Origin of the sequence: Cytobacillus sp. FSL H8-0458 (assembly GCF_038002165.1) — a bacterium.
In the GTDB taxonomy this organism is placed as follows: Bacteria; Bacillota; Bacilli; order Bacillales; family Cytobacillaceae; genus Cytobacillus.
Map to the genome: position 1 here is coordinate 243,319 of NZ_JBBOBR010000002.1, position 18,062 is coordinate 261,380.

16 protein-coding genes and 2 riboswitches are annotated in these 18,062 nt (G+C 43.1%); of the genes, 5 read left to right on the plus strand and 11 right to left on the minus strand.

Translation table 11 applies throughout. The features are described from left to right. Positions 1-13: 13 nt before the first annotated feature. The 3 genes from NYE23_RS22580 to NYE23_RS22590 form a co-directional block, all read right to left on the minus strand. Positions 14-664: a methionine ABC transporter permease gene (locus NYE23_RS22580; RefSeq protein WP_035329251.1), complete on the minus strand. Its 651-nt coding sequence runs from the start codon at positions 662-664 to the stop codon at positions 14-16. Beyond that, a complete protein-coding gene (locus NYE23_RS22585) occupies positions 654-1,685 on the minus strand; it encodes a methionine ABC transporter ATP-binding protein (RefSeq protein ID WP_341081312.1) in 1,032 nt (343 codons plus the stop codon). The genes NYE23_RS22580 and NYE23_RS22585 overlap by 11 nt, the downstream gene beginning before the upstream one ends. A gap of 158 nt (positions 1,686-1,843) precedes the next feature. Then, positions 1,844-1,945: riboswitch (SAM riboswitch) on the minus strand. A gap of 102 nt (positions 1,946-2,047) precedes the next feature. Continuing rightward, positions 2,048-2,146, minus strand: a riboswitch (SAM riboswitch). A 72-nt stretch (positions 2,147-2,218) separates the two neighbouring features. After that, the gene (locus tag NYE23_RS22590) at positions 2,219-3,133 is read right to left on the minus strand and encodes a DMT family transporter (RefSeq protein WP_445662626.1); all 915 of its coding nucleotides are present in this window, start codon (positions 3,131-3,133) and stop codon (positions 2,219-2,221) included. A gap of 132 nt (positions 3,134-3,265) precedes the next feature. Here NYE23_RS22590 and pdxR point away from each other — a divergent pair, with 132 nt between their 5' ends. Then, entirely contained in the window at positions 3,266-4,690 is a 1,425-nt protein-coding gene (pdxR, locus tag NYE23_RS22595) for a MocR-like pyridoxine biosynthesis transcription factor PdxR (protein WP_341081316.1), read from the plus strand. A 126-nt stretch (positions 4,691-4,816) separates the two neighbouring features. Next, positions 4,817-6,232, plus strand: a complete 1,416-nt coding sequence (locus NYE23_RS22600; protein ID WP_341081317.1) for a PAS domain S-box protein — start codon at positions 4,817-4,819, stop codon at positions 6,230-6,232. Between the two features lie 31 nt (positions 6,233-6,263). Here the strand turns inward: NYE23_RS22600 and NYE23_RS22605 are convergent, their stop codons facing one another. Further along, positions 6,264-7,019: an NRDE family protein gene (locus NYE23_RS22605; protein ID WP_341081320.1), complete on the minus strand. Its 756-nt coding sequence runs from the start codon at positions 7,017-7,019 to the stop codon at positions 6,264-6,266. A 100-nt stretch (positions 7,020-7,119) separates the two neighbouring features. Beyond that, on the minus strand, positions 7,120-8,223 hold the full coding sequence (locus NYE23_RS22610; RefSeq protein WP_341081324.1) for an AI-2E family transporter: 1,104 nt from the start codon (positions 8,221-8,223) through the stop codon (positions 7,120-7,122). 245 nt (positions 8,224-8,468) lie between these two features. Between NYE23_RS22610 and NYE23_RS22615 the strand changes: the two genes are divergently transcribed. After that, positions 8,469-8,639, plus strand: coding sequence for a hypothetical protein (locus tag NYE23_RS22615; RefSeq protein WP_341081326.1), 171 nt, complete (start codon positions 8,469-8,471; stop codon positions 8,637-8,639). Positions 8,640-8,713: 74 nt separating this feature from the next. Here the strand turns inward: NYE23_RS22615 and NYE23_RS22620 are convergent, their stop codons facing one another. Then, positions 8,714-9,265, minus strand: coding sequence for a hypothetical protein (locus tag NYE23_RS22620; protein ID WP_341081327.1), 552 nt, complete (start codon positions 9,263-9,265; stop codon positions 8,714-8,716). Positions 9,266-9,404: 139 nt separating this feature from the next. Between NYE23_RS22620 and NYE23_RS22625 the strand changes: the two genes are divergently transcribed. Continuing rightward, a complete protein-coding gene (locus NYE23_RS22625) occupies positions 9,405-10,508 on the plus strand; it encodes a glycosyltransferase family 4 protein (protein ID WP_341081328.1) in 1,104 nt (367 codons plus the stop codon). A 12-nt stretch (positions 10,509-10,520) separates the two neighbouring features. Continuing rightward, entirely contained in the window at positions 10,521-11,696 is a 1,176-nt protein-coding gene (locus NYE23_RS22630) for a glycosyltransferase family 4 protein (RefSeq protein WP_341081330.1), read from the plus strand. Here the strand turns inward: NYE23_RS22630 and NYE23_RS22635 are convergent. The 5 genes from NYE23_RS22635 to NYE23_RS22655 form a co-directional block, all read right to left on the minus strand. After that, positions 11,689-12,849: a glycosyltransferase gene (locus NYE23_RS22635; RefSeq protein ID WP_341081331.1), complete on the minus strand. Its 1,161-nt coding sequence runs from the start codon at positions 12,847-12,849 to the stop codon at positions 11,689-11,691. The genes NYE23_RS22630 and NYE23_RS22635 overlap by 8 nt on opposite strands. Continuing rightward, complete coding sequence (locus NYE23_RS22640; RefSeq protein ID WP_341081334.1) at positions 12,846-13,559, minus strand: glycosyltransferase; 714 nt, start codon at positions 13,557-13,559, stop codon at positions 12,846-12,848. The genes NYE23_RS22635 and NYE23_RS22640 overlap by 4 nt, the downstream gene beginning before the upstream one ends. Then, entirely contained in the window at positions 13,466-14,941 is a 1,476-nt protein-coding gene (locus NYE23_RS22645) for a sugar phosphate nucleotidyltransferase (protein WP_341081337.1), read from the minus strand. Before NYE23_RS22645 ends, NYE23_RS22640 begins: the two co-directional genes overlap by 94 nt. Positions 14,942-15,200: 259 nt before the next feature. Then, positions 15,201-16,394, minus strand: coding sequence for a PDZ domain-containing protein (locus tag NYE23_RS22650; RefSeq protein WP_341081339.1), 1,194 nt, complete (start codon positions 16,392-16,394; stop codon positions 15,201-15,203). Between the two features lie 182 nt (positions 16,395-16,576). Beyond that, entirely contained in the window at positions 16,577-18,028 is a 1,452-nt protein-coding gene (locus NYE23_RS22655) for a S41 family peptidase (RefSeq protein WP_341081341.1), read from the minus strand. Positions 18,029-18,062: the final 34 nt, after the last annotated feature.

Below are 18,062 nucleotides of genomic sequence, written 5' to 3' on the forward strand. Positions count from 1 at the left end.
GTTTCCTCCTAAGTTATCTTCTTCTGATTTTTTTGGATAAGATATTTCCGAATGACTGCAGGCCTTGAACCATGACCACTAAGATTGCAACGGTAATCAGCATGACGGTTGTATCGAATCGCTGATAGCCGTATGTAATGGCAAGGTCACCAAGGCCTCCGCCTCCGACTGCCCCAGCCATGGCTGATGCTCCGACCAGACCGATTGTCGCAATGGTAAAGCCTAATACCAGTGAACTGAGTGCTTCCGGAATCAGGAATTTAAGGATAATCTGCCCCGGCGTCGCTCCCATTGCTTCTGCCGCTTCAATGACTCCCGGATCAACCTCAAGCAATGAATTCTCTATTAATCTCGCAATGTAGGGTCCTGCGTAAAAGACGAGCGGCACTACGGCTGCAGCGGTTCCAATCGATGTCCCGACAATCATCCGGGTGATTGGGATGATGGCTACCATTAAAATGATGAAAGGCACTGATCTGAAAATATTAATAATGCTGTTTATGATGTTAAAAACAACTGTGTTTTCCAAAAGATGCCCTTTCCTTGTCACGACAAGCAATATGCCAAGCGGCAGTCCGATAAGTGCTGAAAACAGCAATGAGAATGCAACCATTTGGACCGTTTCGATTAGGGCTTCGATGATTTTTTCCTGGTTAACTAGCACGTGAAGTCACTTCCTTTATTGAAACTTTTTCCTGGCTGATGTACTGAATAGCACGTCTGATTTCACTGTCCGGACCCTGAAACTCAACAATCAGATTGCCAAAAGGTATTCCCTGCAGTTCAGTAATATTTCCAAACAGGACGTTGAAGTCGATATTAAACTTTTTGGCAACCTGCGAGAGCAGCGGCTGTCCGGCAGAGTTTCCGACAAAATTGATTCTGAATACCTTTTGAAGCCCCTGCTGTTTTTCAATCACTTCTTTAATGGAGTCAGGTATTTGATCATTCATGACTGTGCTGACAAAGTTTTTCGCTGTTGGGGTTTTTGGTGAAGAAAAGACATTAAAGACGGTTCCTTCTTCAATAATTTTTCCTGCTTCGATGACAGCAACACGGTCACAGATCTCCCTGATTACAGACATTTCATGGGTAATGATCAGAATGGTAATATTGTATTCTTTATTTATTTTTTTCAGCAGCTGCAGGATCGAGCTGGTTGTCTGCGGATCCAGAGCGGAAGTTGCTTCATCACATAATAGAATGGAAGGCTGAGTTGCCAGCGCCCTGGCGATTCCAATCCGCTGCTTTTGCCCGCCTGACAGCTGATCCGGATAACTGTTCGCCTTGTCGGCAAGCCCCACGAAGTCTAATAATTCATGGACACGCTTTTTTATTTCATCCTTAGGAATCTTAGCCAGTGTGAGCGGCATCGCCACATTGGCAAACACGGTTTTCGAGTTTAAAAGATTGAAATGCTGAAAGACCATACCGATGTTTCTTTTCACTTCGCGAATTTCTTTTACAGATAAAGCCGTCAAATCATGCCCGCTGACAATGACCTTTCCTGAAGTCGGCTTCTCCAGCCAATTGACACAGCGGATCAAAGAGCTCTTTCCCGCACCACTGAAGCCGATCACCCCGAAAATCTCACCCTTATTAATCTTTAAATCTATTCCATCCAGAGCAGCTACCTGCTGACCTCCGCTTTTATAGACCTTCTTTAAATTTTGAAACTCTATCATGCAGCATCTCTCCTTTGGTGGTGACAGGCACCTATACCACTTGAATGAACTGGTATAGATACCTGTCACCTTTTATTTTCTTATTATTCCTATGTGAAAACTAAGAATTATATCCTGAAATTTACCCCTTCCGTCAGAAGAGGTTTTTTGAAATCCTCTCCTTATCTTCCAGGCTTTTCGCCTGCTGGATTTGGCACAGTGCGTTCTGCCTGCTGCCGAAGCTTCATTGGGCCAGGTCCCTCTGCTTCTCTCGATAAGAAATATTCATATGTTCATGAATAGAATCTTGATGCATTTTTTCTGTGTAATACAAAAACCCTCTTCTAAAAGAAAGAAGAGGGCAGCATTTATCAATGGTCCTCTTCTTATCTTTCAAGCAATGCTTGCTGGATTTGGCACGGTACATGCTGTCCGCTGCCGAGGTGTCATAGGGCCAGTCCCTCAACCTCTCTTGATAAGAAGATTTTTATTATGCGGTTGTTAATATGCTTATTACTTTACCACCTTAAAGAAAAGGATGTCAATCATATTTTTCAAATATTTTTACTTGACCCATTTTCATAAATTTCTGTAACTTTAATAGCGTTTTCTTTTCGGTGAATAATCACCACACCTGCTAGAGCGATCATCCCACCCACAATGGATGACATAGCCGGCACCTCCCCCAGCCAAACCCACGCAATGACAAACGCCATTACTGGAGTCAGATAAAGAGAGCTCACCGCTTCAGACGCTCCCCCTATGGATGCAAGAAAAGCGAGGGCAATATATGGGATTACCGTTGGAAAAACCCCCAAATAGAGGACACTTAATGTAGATTCGGCTGACGCATGAAAGATCTCATTGCCAAGGCCAGGAAGATAAATCAGCATAAAAATGGTCCCTGCCCATACCGTATAGGCTGTAAATGCCAAAAATCCGTATTTATCGAAATACTTAGTCTGGAATACGAAAAAGATGCTTTCAGAAATGGAAGCAAGCAGGATGAATAAAATACCGGATTGGAGTTCAAACCCGCCTCCCGTACCTAATGAAATAAGTGCAACACCTGCAAAACTGACACCGGAACCAGTCCATCTTACCCTTCCAAATCTTTCCCTTAGAAATAGAGCAGCCAAAGCAGCGGAAAAGATCGGAGTCATGGAGACAATCAAGCTTGCCGGCCCGGCGCTTACTGATTTTTCCCCAATGTTGAGTGCTGTATGATAAACCGTAAAACCAAGAAATCCAAGCATAAAAATAGCAGGAAGATCCCTTATATCCGGCATGCGCATCTTCTTCAGCAGTGCAAGGACGCCAAGTGCAGCGGAGCCAATTAAAAGCCGAAAAAGCGCTAGGTGCTCCGGGGAGTATGATTCAAGCCCTGCCCGTATTCCCGGGAATGCGGATGCCCAGAGAATGATAATAGCACTATGAGCCCCTATAACCATAAATTTTTTTCCAGCCAACTTCATCCCCCTTATCAGCATTACCAGCCATTATCTGTGCTGCTTTTCATGATAGTCAATAACTGATACAATGTCCTCAACCAATGGAGAAAGAATTTTACCAGCCAATTTTCACTGAAGGCGGTTAGATGGATGGATACAAAACAATTGCCAAAATATCAGCAAGTTATGGAGGCCATTAAAGGAAAGATTTCCAAAGGCGAATGGCCAATCGGAAGTAAAATTCCAAGTCAAAGGAAACTGGCGGAGGAGTTCGGAGTAAACCGAAGCACCATTATCACTGCTCTGGAAGAACTTGCTGCAGATGGATTAATAGAAGGGAAAACTGGGATTGGCACCAAGGTTATTAATAATACTTGGACCTTGCTCGCTTCAAGGCAGCATGCCAATTGGAGTGAATATATCGATACAGGGATACACAGAGCCAGCGAGCAAATCGTTCAGGAAATTAACGAGTTGGAAATGGACCCTGCATTTATACAGCTTAGCAAAGGTGAGCTTTCCCCTGAGATTTTTCCGGTGCAAACGATGCAGAGTGTTCTAAAGGATGCCGCGGATGAATTGAGTGAACTCGGTTATGAGGAACCAAAGGGGTATTTGCCATTAAGACAGGCAGTCAGTGCATATTTAGCAGCTTCCGGAATTGCCGCTTCTCCTTCCTCCATACTTATTGTTTCTGGAGGCTTGCAGGCTCTTCAGCTTGTTTCACTGGGTCTTTTGCAGAGAGGGGCACCTGTATTTCTGGAAAAACCCTCTTACTTATATTCATTGCAGCTTTTCCGGTCATCAGGCATGAATTTAAAAGGTTTGCCAATGGATAAGGAAGGGATTATCCCTGAAAGCATATCGCTGAAGAAATTTGAAAAAGGGAAATCAATTTTATATACGATTCCCTCCTATCACAATCCTACTGGAATTTTAATGACCGAAAAAAGACGGAGTGACCTGCTTGATATTTGCAGAATAGAACAGCTGCCGATCGTGGAAGACGATATTTACCGGGAGCTATGGCTTGATGAGATGCCTCCTCCCCCATTAAAAGCAATGGATAAAAACGGCCTGGTCCTGTATATGGGAAGCTTATCGAAAACATTGAGTCCCGGACTTCGAATAGGCTGGGTAGCAGCACCTGAACCTGTTATCGACCGGCTTGCAGATCTTAAAATGCAGACTGACTATGGGTCAAGTTCACTTTCACAAAGGGTAGCTGAAAAGTGGCTGTCCACCGGTCTCTATCAAAAACATATGGAAAATGTGCGTGAGCAGCTGAGAATCCGCCGTAAGACGGCACTAAATGCATTGGATGCCCACTTGTCCGGGATAGCAAAATGGAATTCTCCCGAAGGAGGTTTTTTTATATGGCTGAAAGTACCGTCCAATATTCCAATTCGAAGCCTCTATCGGCAGGCTATTTCAAGAAAGCTGCTTATAAATCCCGGGAGCATGTACAGTGACGGGCCGAATCATTTTATTCGAATTTCATATGCTTATGCTTCGCTGGAAGAGTTGCAGGAAGGCATATTCATCCTTGGAGAGGAAATTAGAAAGCTCTTATGAGCATAGTACCTGGCAAGGCATCCATTTCCCAGATGGCATAGAGTGAAATTTATCCTATATGTCAATCTAAACTTGTATTGTATAATGATGGAAAAGTGCCATTTCCCCAAAAAGGAGGGAACAAAAATGATTATGACCGAGAATCCGGCAGATTTATTCGCGGACAAAGTCGAAGCGAGGAATCTGCAGCTGGCCATTCAGCATTCCAGCGATGTGATTGCAAGAGTGACAAAAGAAGGCATTGCTATATATGTCTCCCCTTCCTGCTTGCCGATGCTGGGATATTCGCAGCAGGACATTTACCGGAGCAGCCTTTATACATACTGCCACCCAAATGACCGGGATCTTCTAAGAGAGGCATTGGCCGAGCTCGAACAGCTTCCGCATAAACGGGTGACCTTTCGCTTCAGGCATAATGAGGGGCATTATCTTTGGCTGGAAGCCAATTTTTCAGTCATTAATGACGATAAAGAAATGATGTGCATCATCCGGGATATGACACAGAGAATTATCATGGAAGAGGAAATTCTTGAGACACAGGAAAAGTACCGTTTTCTGGTGGAGTACTCCAAGGATACGATCGGAATGGTGACTCAAAAGGGGATTTGGACCTATATCAATAATGAAGGGAAGAAGCTCTTCGGGTATACGAGCATCAAAGAGATGATCGGCACCTCCCTCCACGACTACACTCCTCCTTCAGAACATTCCACCCTCGATGATTTTCTGCAAACAAAGCTAAGCGTGAATTTTGAGCTTAATTTGATCCGGACTGACGGACAAATAAGAAAAGCCGAAGTCCAGCTGATCCCAACCACTTTTAAGAACAGAAAGGTCTACCAAATCATTATCAAAGATGTAACCGGACAAAAGAAGACCGAGGAAAAACTGCAGAATGCTGAAAAACTATCCGTTGTCGGTCAGCTTGCAGCAGGCATTGCCCATGAAATCCGCAACCCGCTTACAGCCATAAAAGGCTTTACACAGCTATTATACGAAGAACATAAAGACAATTTCGCGGAGGTCATTCTAAATGAGCTGGAGCGGATTGAAGGCATCGTCAATGACCTGCTCGTTCTCGCCAAACCTCAGATAACTGAAATGGAAAAAACCTGCCTGACAAACGTAGTAAAAAGTGTGATTACTCTTTTAAACAGCCAGGCAGTCATGGAAAATATCCTGATCGAATTAACTCAGGCACCCGGCAAGTTCTTTGTGGAATGTGAAAAAGATAAAATTAAACAGGTGCTGATTAACATCATCAAGAACTCGATGGAAGCCATGCCCATGGGCGGCAAAATCAACGTCGATATCCGCCAGGAGGACCATTCTGTGATCATCACTGTCGAGGATGAAGGGATCGGCATACCGGAAGAACGCCTCGCCAAACTGGGAGAGCCGTTTTATAGCACAAAAGAAAAAGGCACAGGCCTTGGCATTATGATCTGCAAAAAAATCATTAAAAACCACGGCGGAAACCTATACATCCACAGCAGGGAAAATGAAGGCACAACGGTCCGGATTACACTGCCGCTTGCCTGAATAAAAGAAGCCAGATGACTGAGCTGGCTTCTTACTTTTTAAGGATGAACTCCTGTTCCTGCCTATCCTCCCCAATATGAACCCTTTCCTTGTAAAAAATCTCATCCTTTGACATCAGCAGCACAGTTGAACTCCTGGTTCCGTAGGCATCGCCTTTAATAAATAATGGAGACAGAATCCGTTCCCATTCAAGAGAAACTCCTGTTTTCGGAAGCCTATCATCCGGGGCGGGGTCTGCATTAAGGAGAAGTGTGAACAGGTCTTCTGTTAAGTTCCCGGCTGGATTATCTATTATTTTAGATAAGCCCTCCTTCCCCTTTTTCACCTTCGGCCACTCGGTATTCAGCACATGATTGCTGACCCCGTATACCCCCGGCTGAAGCTGCTCTATTCGATCCTCCACGTTCGAATAATAAAAGAGTTCCTCCAAGTTTCCCGCCAGCAGATTGTAGCCGGGATAGCTGCCGCGATGTTCAGATGCCCTGTTCATAAAGTCAGCAGGCGAAGCACCGCCCTTCAAAAAATCTGCCGCCAGATCCCCTCTTGACCTCTTGCCTTCTGTCACTTCATTCGGATCGCGGTAATTTGTCAGAGCTGCAAATCGTCCATTCTTAGTAACACCCATCCATGTCCCCATCTTCCTTAAATCCCGGCCAGCAAGAATGTGGGGGTGGTCCTTCCAAAAATGCGCCGAGGCAGTCGGACGTTCGTAAAATTCGTCGCGATTGGCTGCCACTATCAGCTTGTATTTCGGGTGGACTTTGTATGCGAAGAGGATTAGACACATTGGGATCACTGCTTTCGTTTTTACTATTATTTTAACTTTACATAACGAAAAATAATACCAATTAGAAAAAGCCCCTCTCTGCAAAGGAGCTTTCCCATCTTTACGTAACCGTGTCCCCGAGCCGAGCTGCCTTCCTGGCCCTTAAAAATCTCACTGTATTCAAAACAATTGTTTTGGTCACAGCATAGGTAGGAATCGCCAGAATCATGCCAAGGATGCCTGCAAGATTGCCGGCAACCAGCAATAAGATGATGATGGTGGCCGGATGTGTGTTTAATGTCTTTCCGAGAATCAGCGGAGACAGCACATTCCCTTCAATCTGCTGGGCAATCACAATGACCACGACAACCAGAAAGGCTTTTGTAGGTGAGTCAAAAAGAGCGACAATAACAGCAGGTGCACCGCCAAGAAACGGGCCGACATAAGGAATAATATTGGTGATGGCCACAATCAGTGCCATAACCAGCGCATAAGGCAGGTCGATGATTAAATAGCCGATAAATGAAAGTGTCCCCACGAATAATGCTACTGTAATCTGTCCCTGAATATATGAAGAAAGTGTCTCCCCTGTTTCCTTAAGCGTTTTAACCCCTTCTTCTCTGTATGAAGCAGGAAGAAACTTCGAAACTGCTGCAGGAAACTTATCTCCATCTTTAAACATGTAGAATAAGAGGAATGGCACGGTTACAATTGTAATCGCAATATTGGTGACCAGGCTGACAATGCCTGCTACTCCCTGTGTCAAACGGCTTGGGAGAGTATTGGCATAATCCATAATGCGGGCTTCAATTTCCTGTATTGATATGTAGTCCTGTGCTAAAAACCACTTAAACTCTTCAGTATTAGACATTGAATTAACAAAGTCTCTGGTCGTTTTCGCATATTCCGGCAGATCGTTGAATAATTCAGTAACCTGTCTGCTGATGAGCGGAGCAATGTTGCCAATGACGAGCATTACTAAACCGATTACCGCTGCATAGATGATTAAAATCGCTGCCGTTCTTGGCACCTTATAGCGCTGCAGCAATCTGACCAGCGGGTTCAATAAGAAATACAGAAATCCCGATATGATGATTGGGAAAAATAGAGTAGATACAAAAATGCCGACTGGTTCAAACAGAAAAGAAATTTTTGTTGAAACATAGATAATGGTTAAGATAATCAGCAATTGCAAAGTCCAGTACTGCAATTTTTTCTTTGCCACAATGTCACCTTTTTCTTTGAATGGATTAACTAAAGGATATCATATTCGCGTATTAACTCCTAAGAAGATGCTACTTCTATTACGATTAGCAATTGAAAAGGTTTCGGAAAAAATAAGAAATTTCAGCTGAACAATTAAGTCTCCGCACTTAGAAATATCACTTGCAAAATTCTCGGATTTTGGTTTATAACTGCCAGAAAAAAGGGTATAAAGAACTATATATTAAACCAGGAGTGAACAGACATATGAGCACATTAGACATTTTTAAAAAAGAGCTCAATCTGCTGGCAGCTGAAATGCAGCGCTGTAATAATTCAAAAATAAAAAACCAAATTCTTAGTGATATTCTTCTCATCCAGAATGCAGTTATAGACATACTCAGAACTGCTGAGCGAGCTATTCATAAAAAAATTTAACAGAGCCCGAAAATTAAAAGAGCCGCTCAGCAGCTCTCTATTCTTTGCCATTAATTATATAGAACCAGAAACCTTTAACACCAGCAATCCTCACCTTCGCACACTACAAAATCATGATACCGGAACAATGTGACCGGATCCGCCTGCTCAAGCCCCGATACACCGGGATTATAGATACTTCCGCCTACGACGGATATTTCCAGAAGGCCGCATGCCGGTTTACAATCATGGCCGCACAATAGAAAATCTCCCTTTGCTAATACACGAAGCACCGCATTCCCCTCATTGCTTCCCAAGCTGCACACTTCTGGAATATCGCATTCAATTCTGGTGCATGTATGGGGCTTTAACTCAAATAACCCCAAATTAAATTCTTTTTCCGGCAGGTTTTTGATTACACAGATTCCATCCTTTTTTAGCGCAGGTGTGTAAGGCTGGACGCATACTCCCAGTTTTACAGATGCCTTCAACTTTCTTCCTGTTGGGTTGCTGATGATTATAACAATCCTTTCATTCTCCCTTCCAACCTGATATTCACAATCGGTTTCCAAAGGAACAAGAAACGGTCCCGTTGTTATGACTGCCTTATCCGCTTGCTGGTGCCTTTCTTTGTAATTATTTAACATAATTAAACTCCTTTACTATTTTTTGAGTGAAAAGCGCTATTCTCCTTTTTATTATTAAATTCAATGTGATGGTAAATGGAGTAGGCGAATAGTATAAATTATCAATAAAAAGGCGATTTTCTTCTAAGGAGGCTGAAGCATGAGGATCGGAATTAATCTGCTCACTCTCACACAAGAACGTTTTGGAGGTGTAGAACAGTATATAAAGAATTTGATTGCCCATCTCGCTGACAGCGGGGAAAATCTTACATTATTCCTTTTTCTGAGTACAAATATAAAGAACATTTTTCCCTATCATGAAAAAATCCAAATCCGAATGTTAAAAGACCCGGCTCAAATTCATGAATCCATCCGGCAATGCCAGCTGGACCTCTGGTTTTGTCCGATGCACAGTTCGTATATATCAGATGTTCGTGTACCCTGCATTGTAACGATTCATGATGTTCTTCATACTGCCTATCCCCACTTTGTGCAGGGAGGGCTGGAAGAAAATAACCGATACTATCATCGATTTGCACCTTCTTTTAGAAAAGTGATTACAGTCTCGGCCTTTTCCAGGAATGCCATTGCTAATCAGCTCTCTATCCCAAAAGAAAAGATTCATGCCATTCACCTCAGTGCACCAGCTATATTTGATAAAGCTCCTGCAGATGTGATAAGAAAAAAGGTGAAACAAAAATATCAGCTGCCTGATACATATGCCATCTATCCTTCCAGTTTTAATCCGCACAAAAACCATCAAAATCTCCTAAAAGCCATTCTTATACTTCGGGAAAAACATAATACTGCCTTGCCGCTTATCCTGACTGGTTATGCAAATAAGAGAAATAGAATTTATCAGTCTGTATTGCGGTTTATAGAAGAACACTCATTAGAAAATCAAGTCCGGGTATTAGGGTATGTAAAACCGGATGAAATGCCATCTCTTTATTGGAATTCCAGCTTTTTAGTCTTCCCCTCCTTATATGAAGGTTTTGGCATCCCCCTGGTGGAAGCACTTAAGGCCCAGAGACCGATCGCCTGTTCAAACAAGGGGAGCATACCGGAAGTCGCAGGTGATGCAGCCCTTTATTTTAACCCGGAAAGGCCTGAGGAAATGGCGTTGAGAATGAAAGAGATGTTAAACCCTTTAACAAGAAAAAAGCTCTGGGAAGAAGGCAAACTTCGATCACAGCATTTTTCCTGGAAAAAGACTGCCGAAGAAACGCTGCACGTTTTTCGAAGTGTGATCAAGAAACGTTGAGAGGAGAAGAGAATGACGAGAAAATTACTTGTCCTAAATATTTTCCCAACGGTTTTTCCGCCTGCAAGCGGAGGCACATTGAGGTATTTTCATATATATCACGAATTAAGCCATTATTATGATATTACTTTATTATCCCAATCGAACAATAAAAAAGGCAGCGTTATTGAATACTCCCCAAGTTTTCGCGAGTACTTAGCAGAAAGGGATCCACTCTATCTGAAAATAAGGCAGCCGCTCCATGTTGCCGCACGTTCCTATGAACTTCCTTTAATTATGAGTTTGGAGCTTGCCAATCATCCCGCTTTGTACAAAAGGTATTTTAAAAAGCTTTATCATACAAGCGATATCATCATTCATGAATCCCCCTATTTGCTGGATTATGACATATATTTTAACCAGGATAAGAAGCCAAGAATTTTTAATAGCCATAACCATGAATACGCATTGGCGAAGCAGATTTGGAAGGATGAAAAGGCAATCGAATACCTTCCCAGGCTTTATGAAGCAGAACAGAGATTATCTTCATATGCTGATTTGGTTTTTGCTACTTCCGGGGAGCAGAGAGAGGAATTTATTCGTTCTTATGGACTGGATTCTCAAAAAGTAAAGCTTGCTCCTAACGGAATTAATACGAATGAATGGCTCCCACGCACAAAGAAGGCTGCCGGAAGGCCAAAAGCTTTGTTTATCGGTGCCCATTACCCACCCAATATTCAGGCAGTAAAGTTTATCATTGACCAGCTTGCCGACAAGTGCCCGAATATTGATTTTATCATTGCAGGAGGATGCTGCAGTCCTTTTCGAAAGCACAGGAAGGGGAATGTGAAATTTCTGGGCTCTGTTCAGCACAAACAAAAATTATCATTATTCACTGAAGCTGATATCGCCATTAACCCAGTTATAGCTGGTTCAGGAGTGAATATAAAAACACTTGAATTTCTATCTGCAGGAATTCCCCTATTTTCCACGTTATGTGGTGTACGGGGATTAGAGCTCGTTGATCAAAAACATTATATTCACGCAGAGCATGAAGACTTTGCGGATATATTGAATAGGTTTGTTGGCAGGCACGAACTATTGAACGTGGTGGCGGCAAACGGGCAGAATTTTATCAACAGCCGTTTTTCATGGAAAAGCATAGCGGGGAAAATCTACGATGCTATAGAAGAGACACTTTCTACTTAAGAAGAGTCTCTTCTATAGCTCTTTTCATTGAGTTTCCAGCCTTATCCCATGTAAGGTTCAGCATATCCAGTCTCCCTTTATTCCCCTTCTGTTTACAAAGAAGCGGGTTCTCATAAGCTAATCTCATCTGTCTTTTTGTATCATCCAAATCAGCTTCAGCCCAAAGCTGGCCACCCTGCCCAAATAAACGGTGATATTGCCTTGATATGGCACTTCCGCTGTACATGCTTTTCCTTGGATCCTCAAGCTTGTAGTCAATTAGGAAGGAATTTTGTTCATTTAGAAAATCCATTTGTCCGCCCCAGCCTGTAGCAATGACCGGTATTCCACTCGATAAAGCTTCCATATACGGCAAACCTACCCCTTCCCCTCTTGTAGGAAGAATAAAGGCATTGCTCACTGTATATAAGCCTTTAAGCTGTTCCTCCGGCAGAATGCCGGTTAATACAAGCAAAGGGGCCGTTCCGCCAGTAAACCCAAGCCTTCTCTTATAATTGGAAATAGAGTTTACTATTTTCCTGCGGCTGCTCCCATAGGTTTTAATAATCATCAGCACATTGTCCCTGGAAGTGAACTCACTCCAATATGCTTTTAACAAGGTTTCGGGATTCTTCCTATGCTGAAAATCAAAGATCGAAACAAAAACAAACTTATCTCTTGCTTCTTTAAATGTGAGCTTTTTATTTTCAGGGTTAAATGTTTGTGTGTCTGCTCCATGGGGAACCAGAAACACAGGAGTTTTCACACCGCTTTTATTCAGGGCATCTACATTCTGAGAGCATGGGACGCATATCCCATCACAGGCATTTATAACAGGCAGCCAGGAACCTGGAATCCCTGCTGTTTCCCACACTGTATTTAATAGAATCCGCTCATATATTTTTCTATCATTTTCAATATCTTTAATATTCCCAGGCGGACAATGATAGATTAAAATTTTTTGTCTGTTTTCTTTGTATGGGTTGTTTATTAATTGCAATAGTCTCTCTTTCTTGTTTTGATCGTTAAACTCGTAGGGGAAATTCCATGTATATGGCTGGATCTTAAGATCAACACCAAAACGGGCCAAAGCAAGAACATATTCTCTGCTTGCAATTCCGTATCCGCTCGCATCAAGAACCGGGCCTTTCCAAATGACTTGATAATCAGTCACATCTTCCCCTCCCTATCATCGCTGACAATTTGCTGTACCAGATTAAAGTCGGTCGTTCTGCTGACCGGAACAGACTTTTTTAGAAGCTTGGCGTTATTTACAGCCCAGGTATGGTGTCCTGGCTGTGAGATCCTTAAACATGCATAATTGTTTTTATCACCTGAGTATATTTTTAAGTTCTGTTTGCTGCAAAGCTTTAAGAAGAAGGTATCTTCCCCCAGATTCCTTTTGGGAAATTGGACGATATTCATAATTTCCTTCTTGAATACCATTGTAGCCCCCTTTATCCCGATTCTGACGTACTGATTTTCCTTTCCCGGCTTATGGATTGCAAGCATCTCCTCTTCTTGAAAGTACATATACACGGTTCTTTTGCCCACAAGATCAGCAGATGATTTTTTCAGAGCAAGGATAGACTGAGTCAGATAATATGGAGCATAAAAATCGTCATCATCAAATTTCGCGATTAAATCATACCGTGATTTCTGAACAGCAAAATTTATGCATTCTCCGAGTGTGATTTCTTCAGGTAATTGAAAAACAGCTACATTGGGATACTGTTGAGCCCTCTTTTGCCATGCGGATAGATTCATCTCATCATTATTTAATATAATGATTAATTCTTTTTCCTTCCAAACCTGGTTTTCATAGTTTTTAAACACGTTTTCCATATAGTTCTGGCGCATTGTACAGCAAATGATAGAGACCATCTTTTCCGCTCCTTTTTACTATGTTCAACGATATCCTTCCAGGAATCTGCTATACGGTTAATATCCTCTTCCATCAGCTTTTCTCCCAACTGGACTTCTATGATGTCAAGGGGGGTAATAGCCTTTACCGCATGCCTTGTTCCCATAGGAATTTGAAGGACCTCCCCAGCTTTTATATATAAAAGCCGGCCGTCCATTATAAATTCCCCTTCTCCGGCTATGACTGTCCAAGTCTCCTGTCTGAACTGATGAGTCTGGTAGCTGATATTTTTGCCGGGATTTATTTTGAGCAGCTTAGTAAGTGATTGCATTCCTTCGTTTGTACTGGTAAAATCCAGAACCTTATAGGTCCCCCATCTTTTTTCTTCACACATAGGCCGGGCAATTTCCGCTATTAGCTTGATAGCGTTGCTCTTTTGCTTATCTGCTACCAAAATTCCATCCGGACTGGCAGCAATGATGCTATTAGAGATAGAAATAGCGTGAATCGGGATGGACAACTCATTGACAATCTGTGTATTTCGGGAATCCTCTGACAGGGTACCTTTCCCAAAAATTGAATTTGCCAGCTGGCCGGTTAATGCTTCCCAGCTCCCAAGATCCTTCCATTGTCCAGAGCAGGGTATGACAATGGACTTGCTATTCTTCTCGGCAACCTGATAATCAAAACTGATTCCAGGCAGATGATCATAACTTTTCAGCAGCCGGCTGTAAGAAGTGGGAAACTCCATATTTTTTAAATAATCAAGCATAAAATTCATGGAAAAACCAAATACTCCACAATTCCAGAGAGCATTTCTTCCGATTAGCAGCCGCGCTGTGTCAGAACTTGGTTTTTCTATAAATTGATCGATTGTAAGGTAATCCATTTCCTCTTTCTGTGCCGGCTTTGGTACGATATATCCAAACTGCTCTGACGGAAACTGGGGCACAGCACCAATAAGAGCAAGTTCAGCCTGCGATTTCTCGAGAATATCCGGAACAGATTGCAGCAGTTCAAAAAACGGCGGTTCCACATAAGAATCCACTGGAAGTACACAAATGGTTTCGTTAACACTGATATGATCATTGGAATGGAGATAAGCACAGGCCAAAGCGATGGAAGGAAATGTACCTCTTTGCCTAGGCTCGCAGATAACGGGGATATGATTGTCTACTTGGTTATAAATCATATCCAATTGACTCTCACTGGTAATAATATATGTTGAAGGTAAAAGTCCGGCATTATCAAGCTGCCGGCAGACCCGCTGAATCATCGATTCATAATCTCCGTGTTCCCTTTTCAAAAGCTTCAAGAACTGTTTTGAACGGACCGAATTGGATAAAGGCCAAAGCCTCTTGCCCATGCCTCCTGATAATAGCAAGATTCTCAGACTCTTCACCTCCCTATTTCAAGTACGGATTCTTTTTTACTATTGTATGGGATTGAGTGTATTCGGCTATGGTCTTTTAAACTTATGCATTTGAAAAAAAGGTTTTTGTTAGACCTTCCGGCAGTCAATAATACACATTCAGTGGAAACTTTATCTTCTTGATCTTTTATATATTTCTGGCCCCTTAGCGCAAAAAGAAAAAGGCTCACCAATTGGTAAGCCTTTTTTATATCCTCACTTAGAAAAAATTAAGGAAGTCTTTGAACAATTAAACCGCTTCACTATCCCACTTTTTCTCATCCTGTACAAACAGCAGCCCAAGTTCATGATGGTCACCTTCATAAAGAGCACGCTGAACGAAACGAACCTGTCCGTTCACATCAAAGACCTCGAGTTTACAGTGCGCCCCGTTCTTTTGCAGGGCTTCATAGAAGCCTTTCTCATCATGGATTTTTACGCCATTGACTTTTGTAACAACCTCTCCCACTCCAAGAGACATTTTATCAGCTGGTGAATCGGGGACTACTCCGAGTACCATGATTCCCTGATTACGCTTGGAGAAATAAAACGGCGCCTGATCCTCTGCCATTCTCTGGCGGAGCGAGATGAATTCACGCCCGATGATCGCAAGTGCAGCTGCACCCACAGCAGCAAGCGGATACCAGTAGCCTGCAGAAGAAATCAGCAAAAGAAGTATGCCAAAAACGCTGATTCTTTGTCCAAGCAGCGCTGTTGCCTCTTTAGGAAGCGTACCTTGGATTCGCTGATGAAACCCTATTGAAAAGGGGACAAGAATGAGTGAATACGTTTCACCGCCAATCGGTATCATTGGCCACCACTCAAACGGCAGCTGCAGGACCTCTCCCGGAATCAATAGAAACACTGGCACCATCCAGATTCTTCTGGACTCGTGAATGCCTATAGTTTGTCCCCGTTTACTTTTTACAAGTCTGGGAGATGTCCCTTTCCGGCCGTTTCTTATAATCAGGAAGCCTTCCGTGATAACAAGAAGGGCAAGGAGAACAGCGATGGATGGGAAGATGGACGCGTCAAGATCTGCTGCTGACTGGGCGAATGACGGCAATGGCCATTGCTGTTCAAAAGCAAACATTGTGGCGAAAAAGGCAAAGCCCAGCGTATAAACAGGAGCCATCCATCTCACTTTTGCCGTTAAGCTCCACAGGAATGTTAGAGCAGCAGTAAGCACAATCGTCTCCAATGGCAGAACAAGTCCCGCTCCCACCATCACCACGCTCACGGCAAGACCAGCCAGAATCCCCAGGGGAAGAAGCTGCCTCAGCTCAAAATAAGCATTTTCAGCGCGGACCGAAAAGTCCTTTCGCTCGCGCTTTACACGGGAAATGCCTAAAAAGGCTGCCACAAAAAACAGGTAATAAAATACCGGATTCAACAGCAGCTTTCCCGTTCCTTTAAAAAACTCAAAAATCCACTCCTCTATCAAAATTGCCACCAGCCTCTATTAATAAATTCTCATGAATTATGTAAACAACAGAAAACTCTATTACTCTATATTCTACCAAAAGCACCTTACAAAACCTATTACAATCTCGCTTTAAATAAAAAATAGCAGAAGGAAAAATCCTCCTGCTTAATTCGACAAAATTCGAGTGGTGCCTGTCACCTCTATTTGGCTATATATCTCAAAGCCGTCTGCAGCTGAAGATCGTTCTGCTCTTTTTTCATTTCTTCGAGGGCGGCCTGTTCAAGCGCTGCTGCGGTTTTCTTGTCTATCCAGCCGGTTGCTTCAAGCTTTTTTTGCTGCTGAAAGACTTTCACTGCTGCTTCAGTGGAATCATTGAAATAGCCATCTGTCCGGCCCGGGGCATATCCAAGCCCGGCCAGAATTTCCTGTGCATTCTTCACCATTTCATTATTCATATCGATTATCAAAGGCTTCTCCACCTGCAAAGGATGAGTTTGATAGATGTCCGGCTGTTTTACCTCAAGGGTAGGTTTGATACCTTTGTTATGAATCCAGTTTCCGTCTGGCGTTAGCCATTTAAATAAAGTGAGCTTGATATTGCTGCCGTCACCCATCGGAACAGGCTGCTGAACAGTCCCCTTTCCAAATGATTTCTCACCGATAATGGCATAACCCTCCGCTTCCTTTAGGGCGCCGGCCAGAATCTCCGATGCAGAGGCGCTTCCTTTATCCACAAGAACGGCAATCGGATAGCTTTTTGGCTTTTCAAGTGTGGAAAAATACCTCATCTTCTCCCCATTTCGCTTTTCAATCTGCAAATATGGTTTGTCAGCCGTAACTAATTCCTTCAGGATTTCCTGAACAGAGGTCAGGAGGCCGCCAGGATTTCCGCGCACATCAATGACAAGCCCTTCGATCCCTTCCTGCTCCATTTCACTCAGCTGTTTCGCAAATTCTTTGGATGTATCTTCAGAAAAGGAGGTGATCTCCAGATACCCAACCTCTTTTCCTCTTTCCTTCTTGATTTCTGAGTAAACAGTAACTTGAGGAATTTCATCTCTTTTTACTTCTACCTTTAAAGGCTCCTTTAGTCCCTGGCGCGCAACTTCAAGCTTTACCTTTGTGCCTTTTTTTCCGCGGATCTTCATGGTCGCTTTATATAAATCAAGACCCTTCACACTTTCCCCATCTACTTTTAAGATTTCATCTTTTGGCTTGAGCCCCGCTTTTTCAGCCGGTGAATCCTTAAAAGGCGCCACAATAATGATTTTCCCGTCCACCATGCTGACTTCAGCCCCGATTCCTTCAAAAGAAGATTCCAATGTATCACTGAATTGTTTGGCCGTTTCTTCATCCATATAAACAGAGTATGGGTCCTCGAGGGTTGCAAGCATGCCCTGGATGGCTCCCTCCACGAGCTGCTTTTCCTCTACTTTTTCCACATAGCTATTCAAAATCAGCTGATAGGCCGTTTCCATCTTTTCAACCTTCTCTTGATCTAACTGTTTTCCGTTTTCCTTGGAATCTAGTAATTGATTTGGGGCTACTGTCTGCGGAGCTTCCTTTGCCAGCCACTGCATGCCTGCATATGTACCGCCAGCCCCTGTCAGCAATGATCCCGTCATCAGGACAGCGATCCACTTTCTGCTCATCGTCATCTCCCTTTCCAGTTTGCTGTGTTTCCTG

Excerpts from the sequence above, each read along its gene's own strand:
- NYE23_RS22605 (WP_341081320.1), bottom strand. The coding sequence starts at position 7,019 with ATGTGTCTAATCCTCTTCGCATACAAAGTCCACCCGAAATACAAGCTG.
- NYE23_RS22615 (WP_341081326.1), top strand. The coding sequence starts at position 8,469 with ATGAGCACATTAGACATTTTTAAAAAAGAGCTCAATCTGCTGGCAGCT.
- NYE23_RS22600 (WP_341081317.1), top strand. The coding sequence starts at position 4,817 with ATGATTATGACCGAGAATCCGGCAGATTTATTCGCGGACAAAGTCGAA.
- NYE23_RS22630 (WP_341081330.1), top strand. The coding sequence starts at position 10,521 with ATGACGAGAAAATTACTTGTCCTAAATATTTTCCCAACGGTTTTTCCG.
- pdxR (WP_341081316.1), top strand. The coding sequence starts at position 3,266 with ATGGATACAAAACAATTGCCAAAATATCAGCAAGTTATGGAGGCCATT.
- NYE23_RS22620 (WP_341081327.1), bottom strand. The coding sequence starts at position 9,265 with ATGTTAAATAATTACAAAGAAAGGCACCAGCAAGCGGATAAGGCAGTC.
- NYE23_RS22585 (WP_341081312.1), bottom strand. The coding sequence starts at position 1,685 with ATGATAGAGTTTCAAAATTTAAAGAAGGTCTATAAAAGCGGAGGTCAG.
- NYE23_RS22625 (WP_341081328.1), top strand. The coding sequence starts at position 9,405 with ATGAGGATCGGAATTAATCTGCTCACTCTCACACAAGAACGTTTTGGA.
- NYE23_RS22655 (WP_341081341.1), bottom strand. The coding sequence starts at position 18,028 with ATGAGCAGAAAGTGGATCGCTGTCCTGATGACGGGATCATTGCTGACA.
- NYE23_RS22640 (WP_341081334.1), bottom strand. The coding sequence starts at position 13,559 with ATGGTCTCTATCATTTGCTGTACAATGCGCCAGAACTATATGGAAAAC.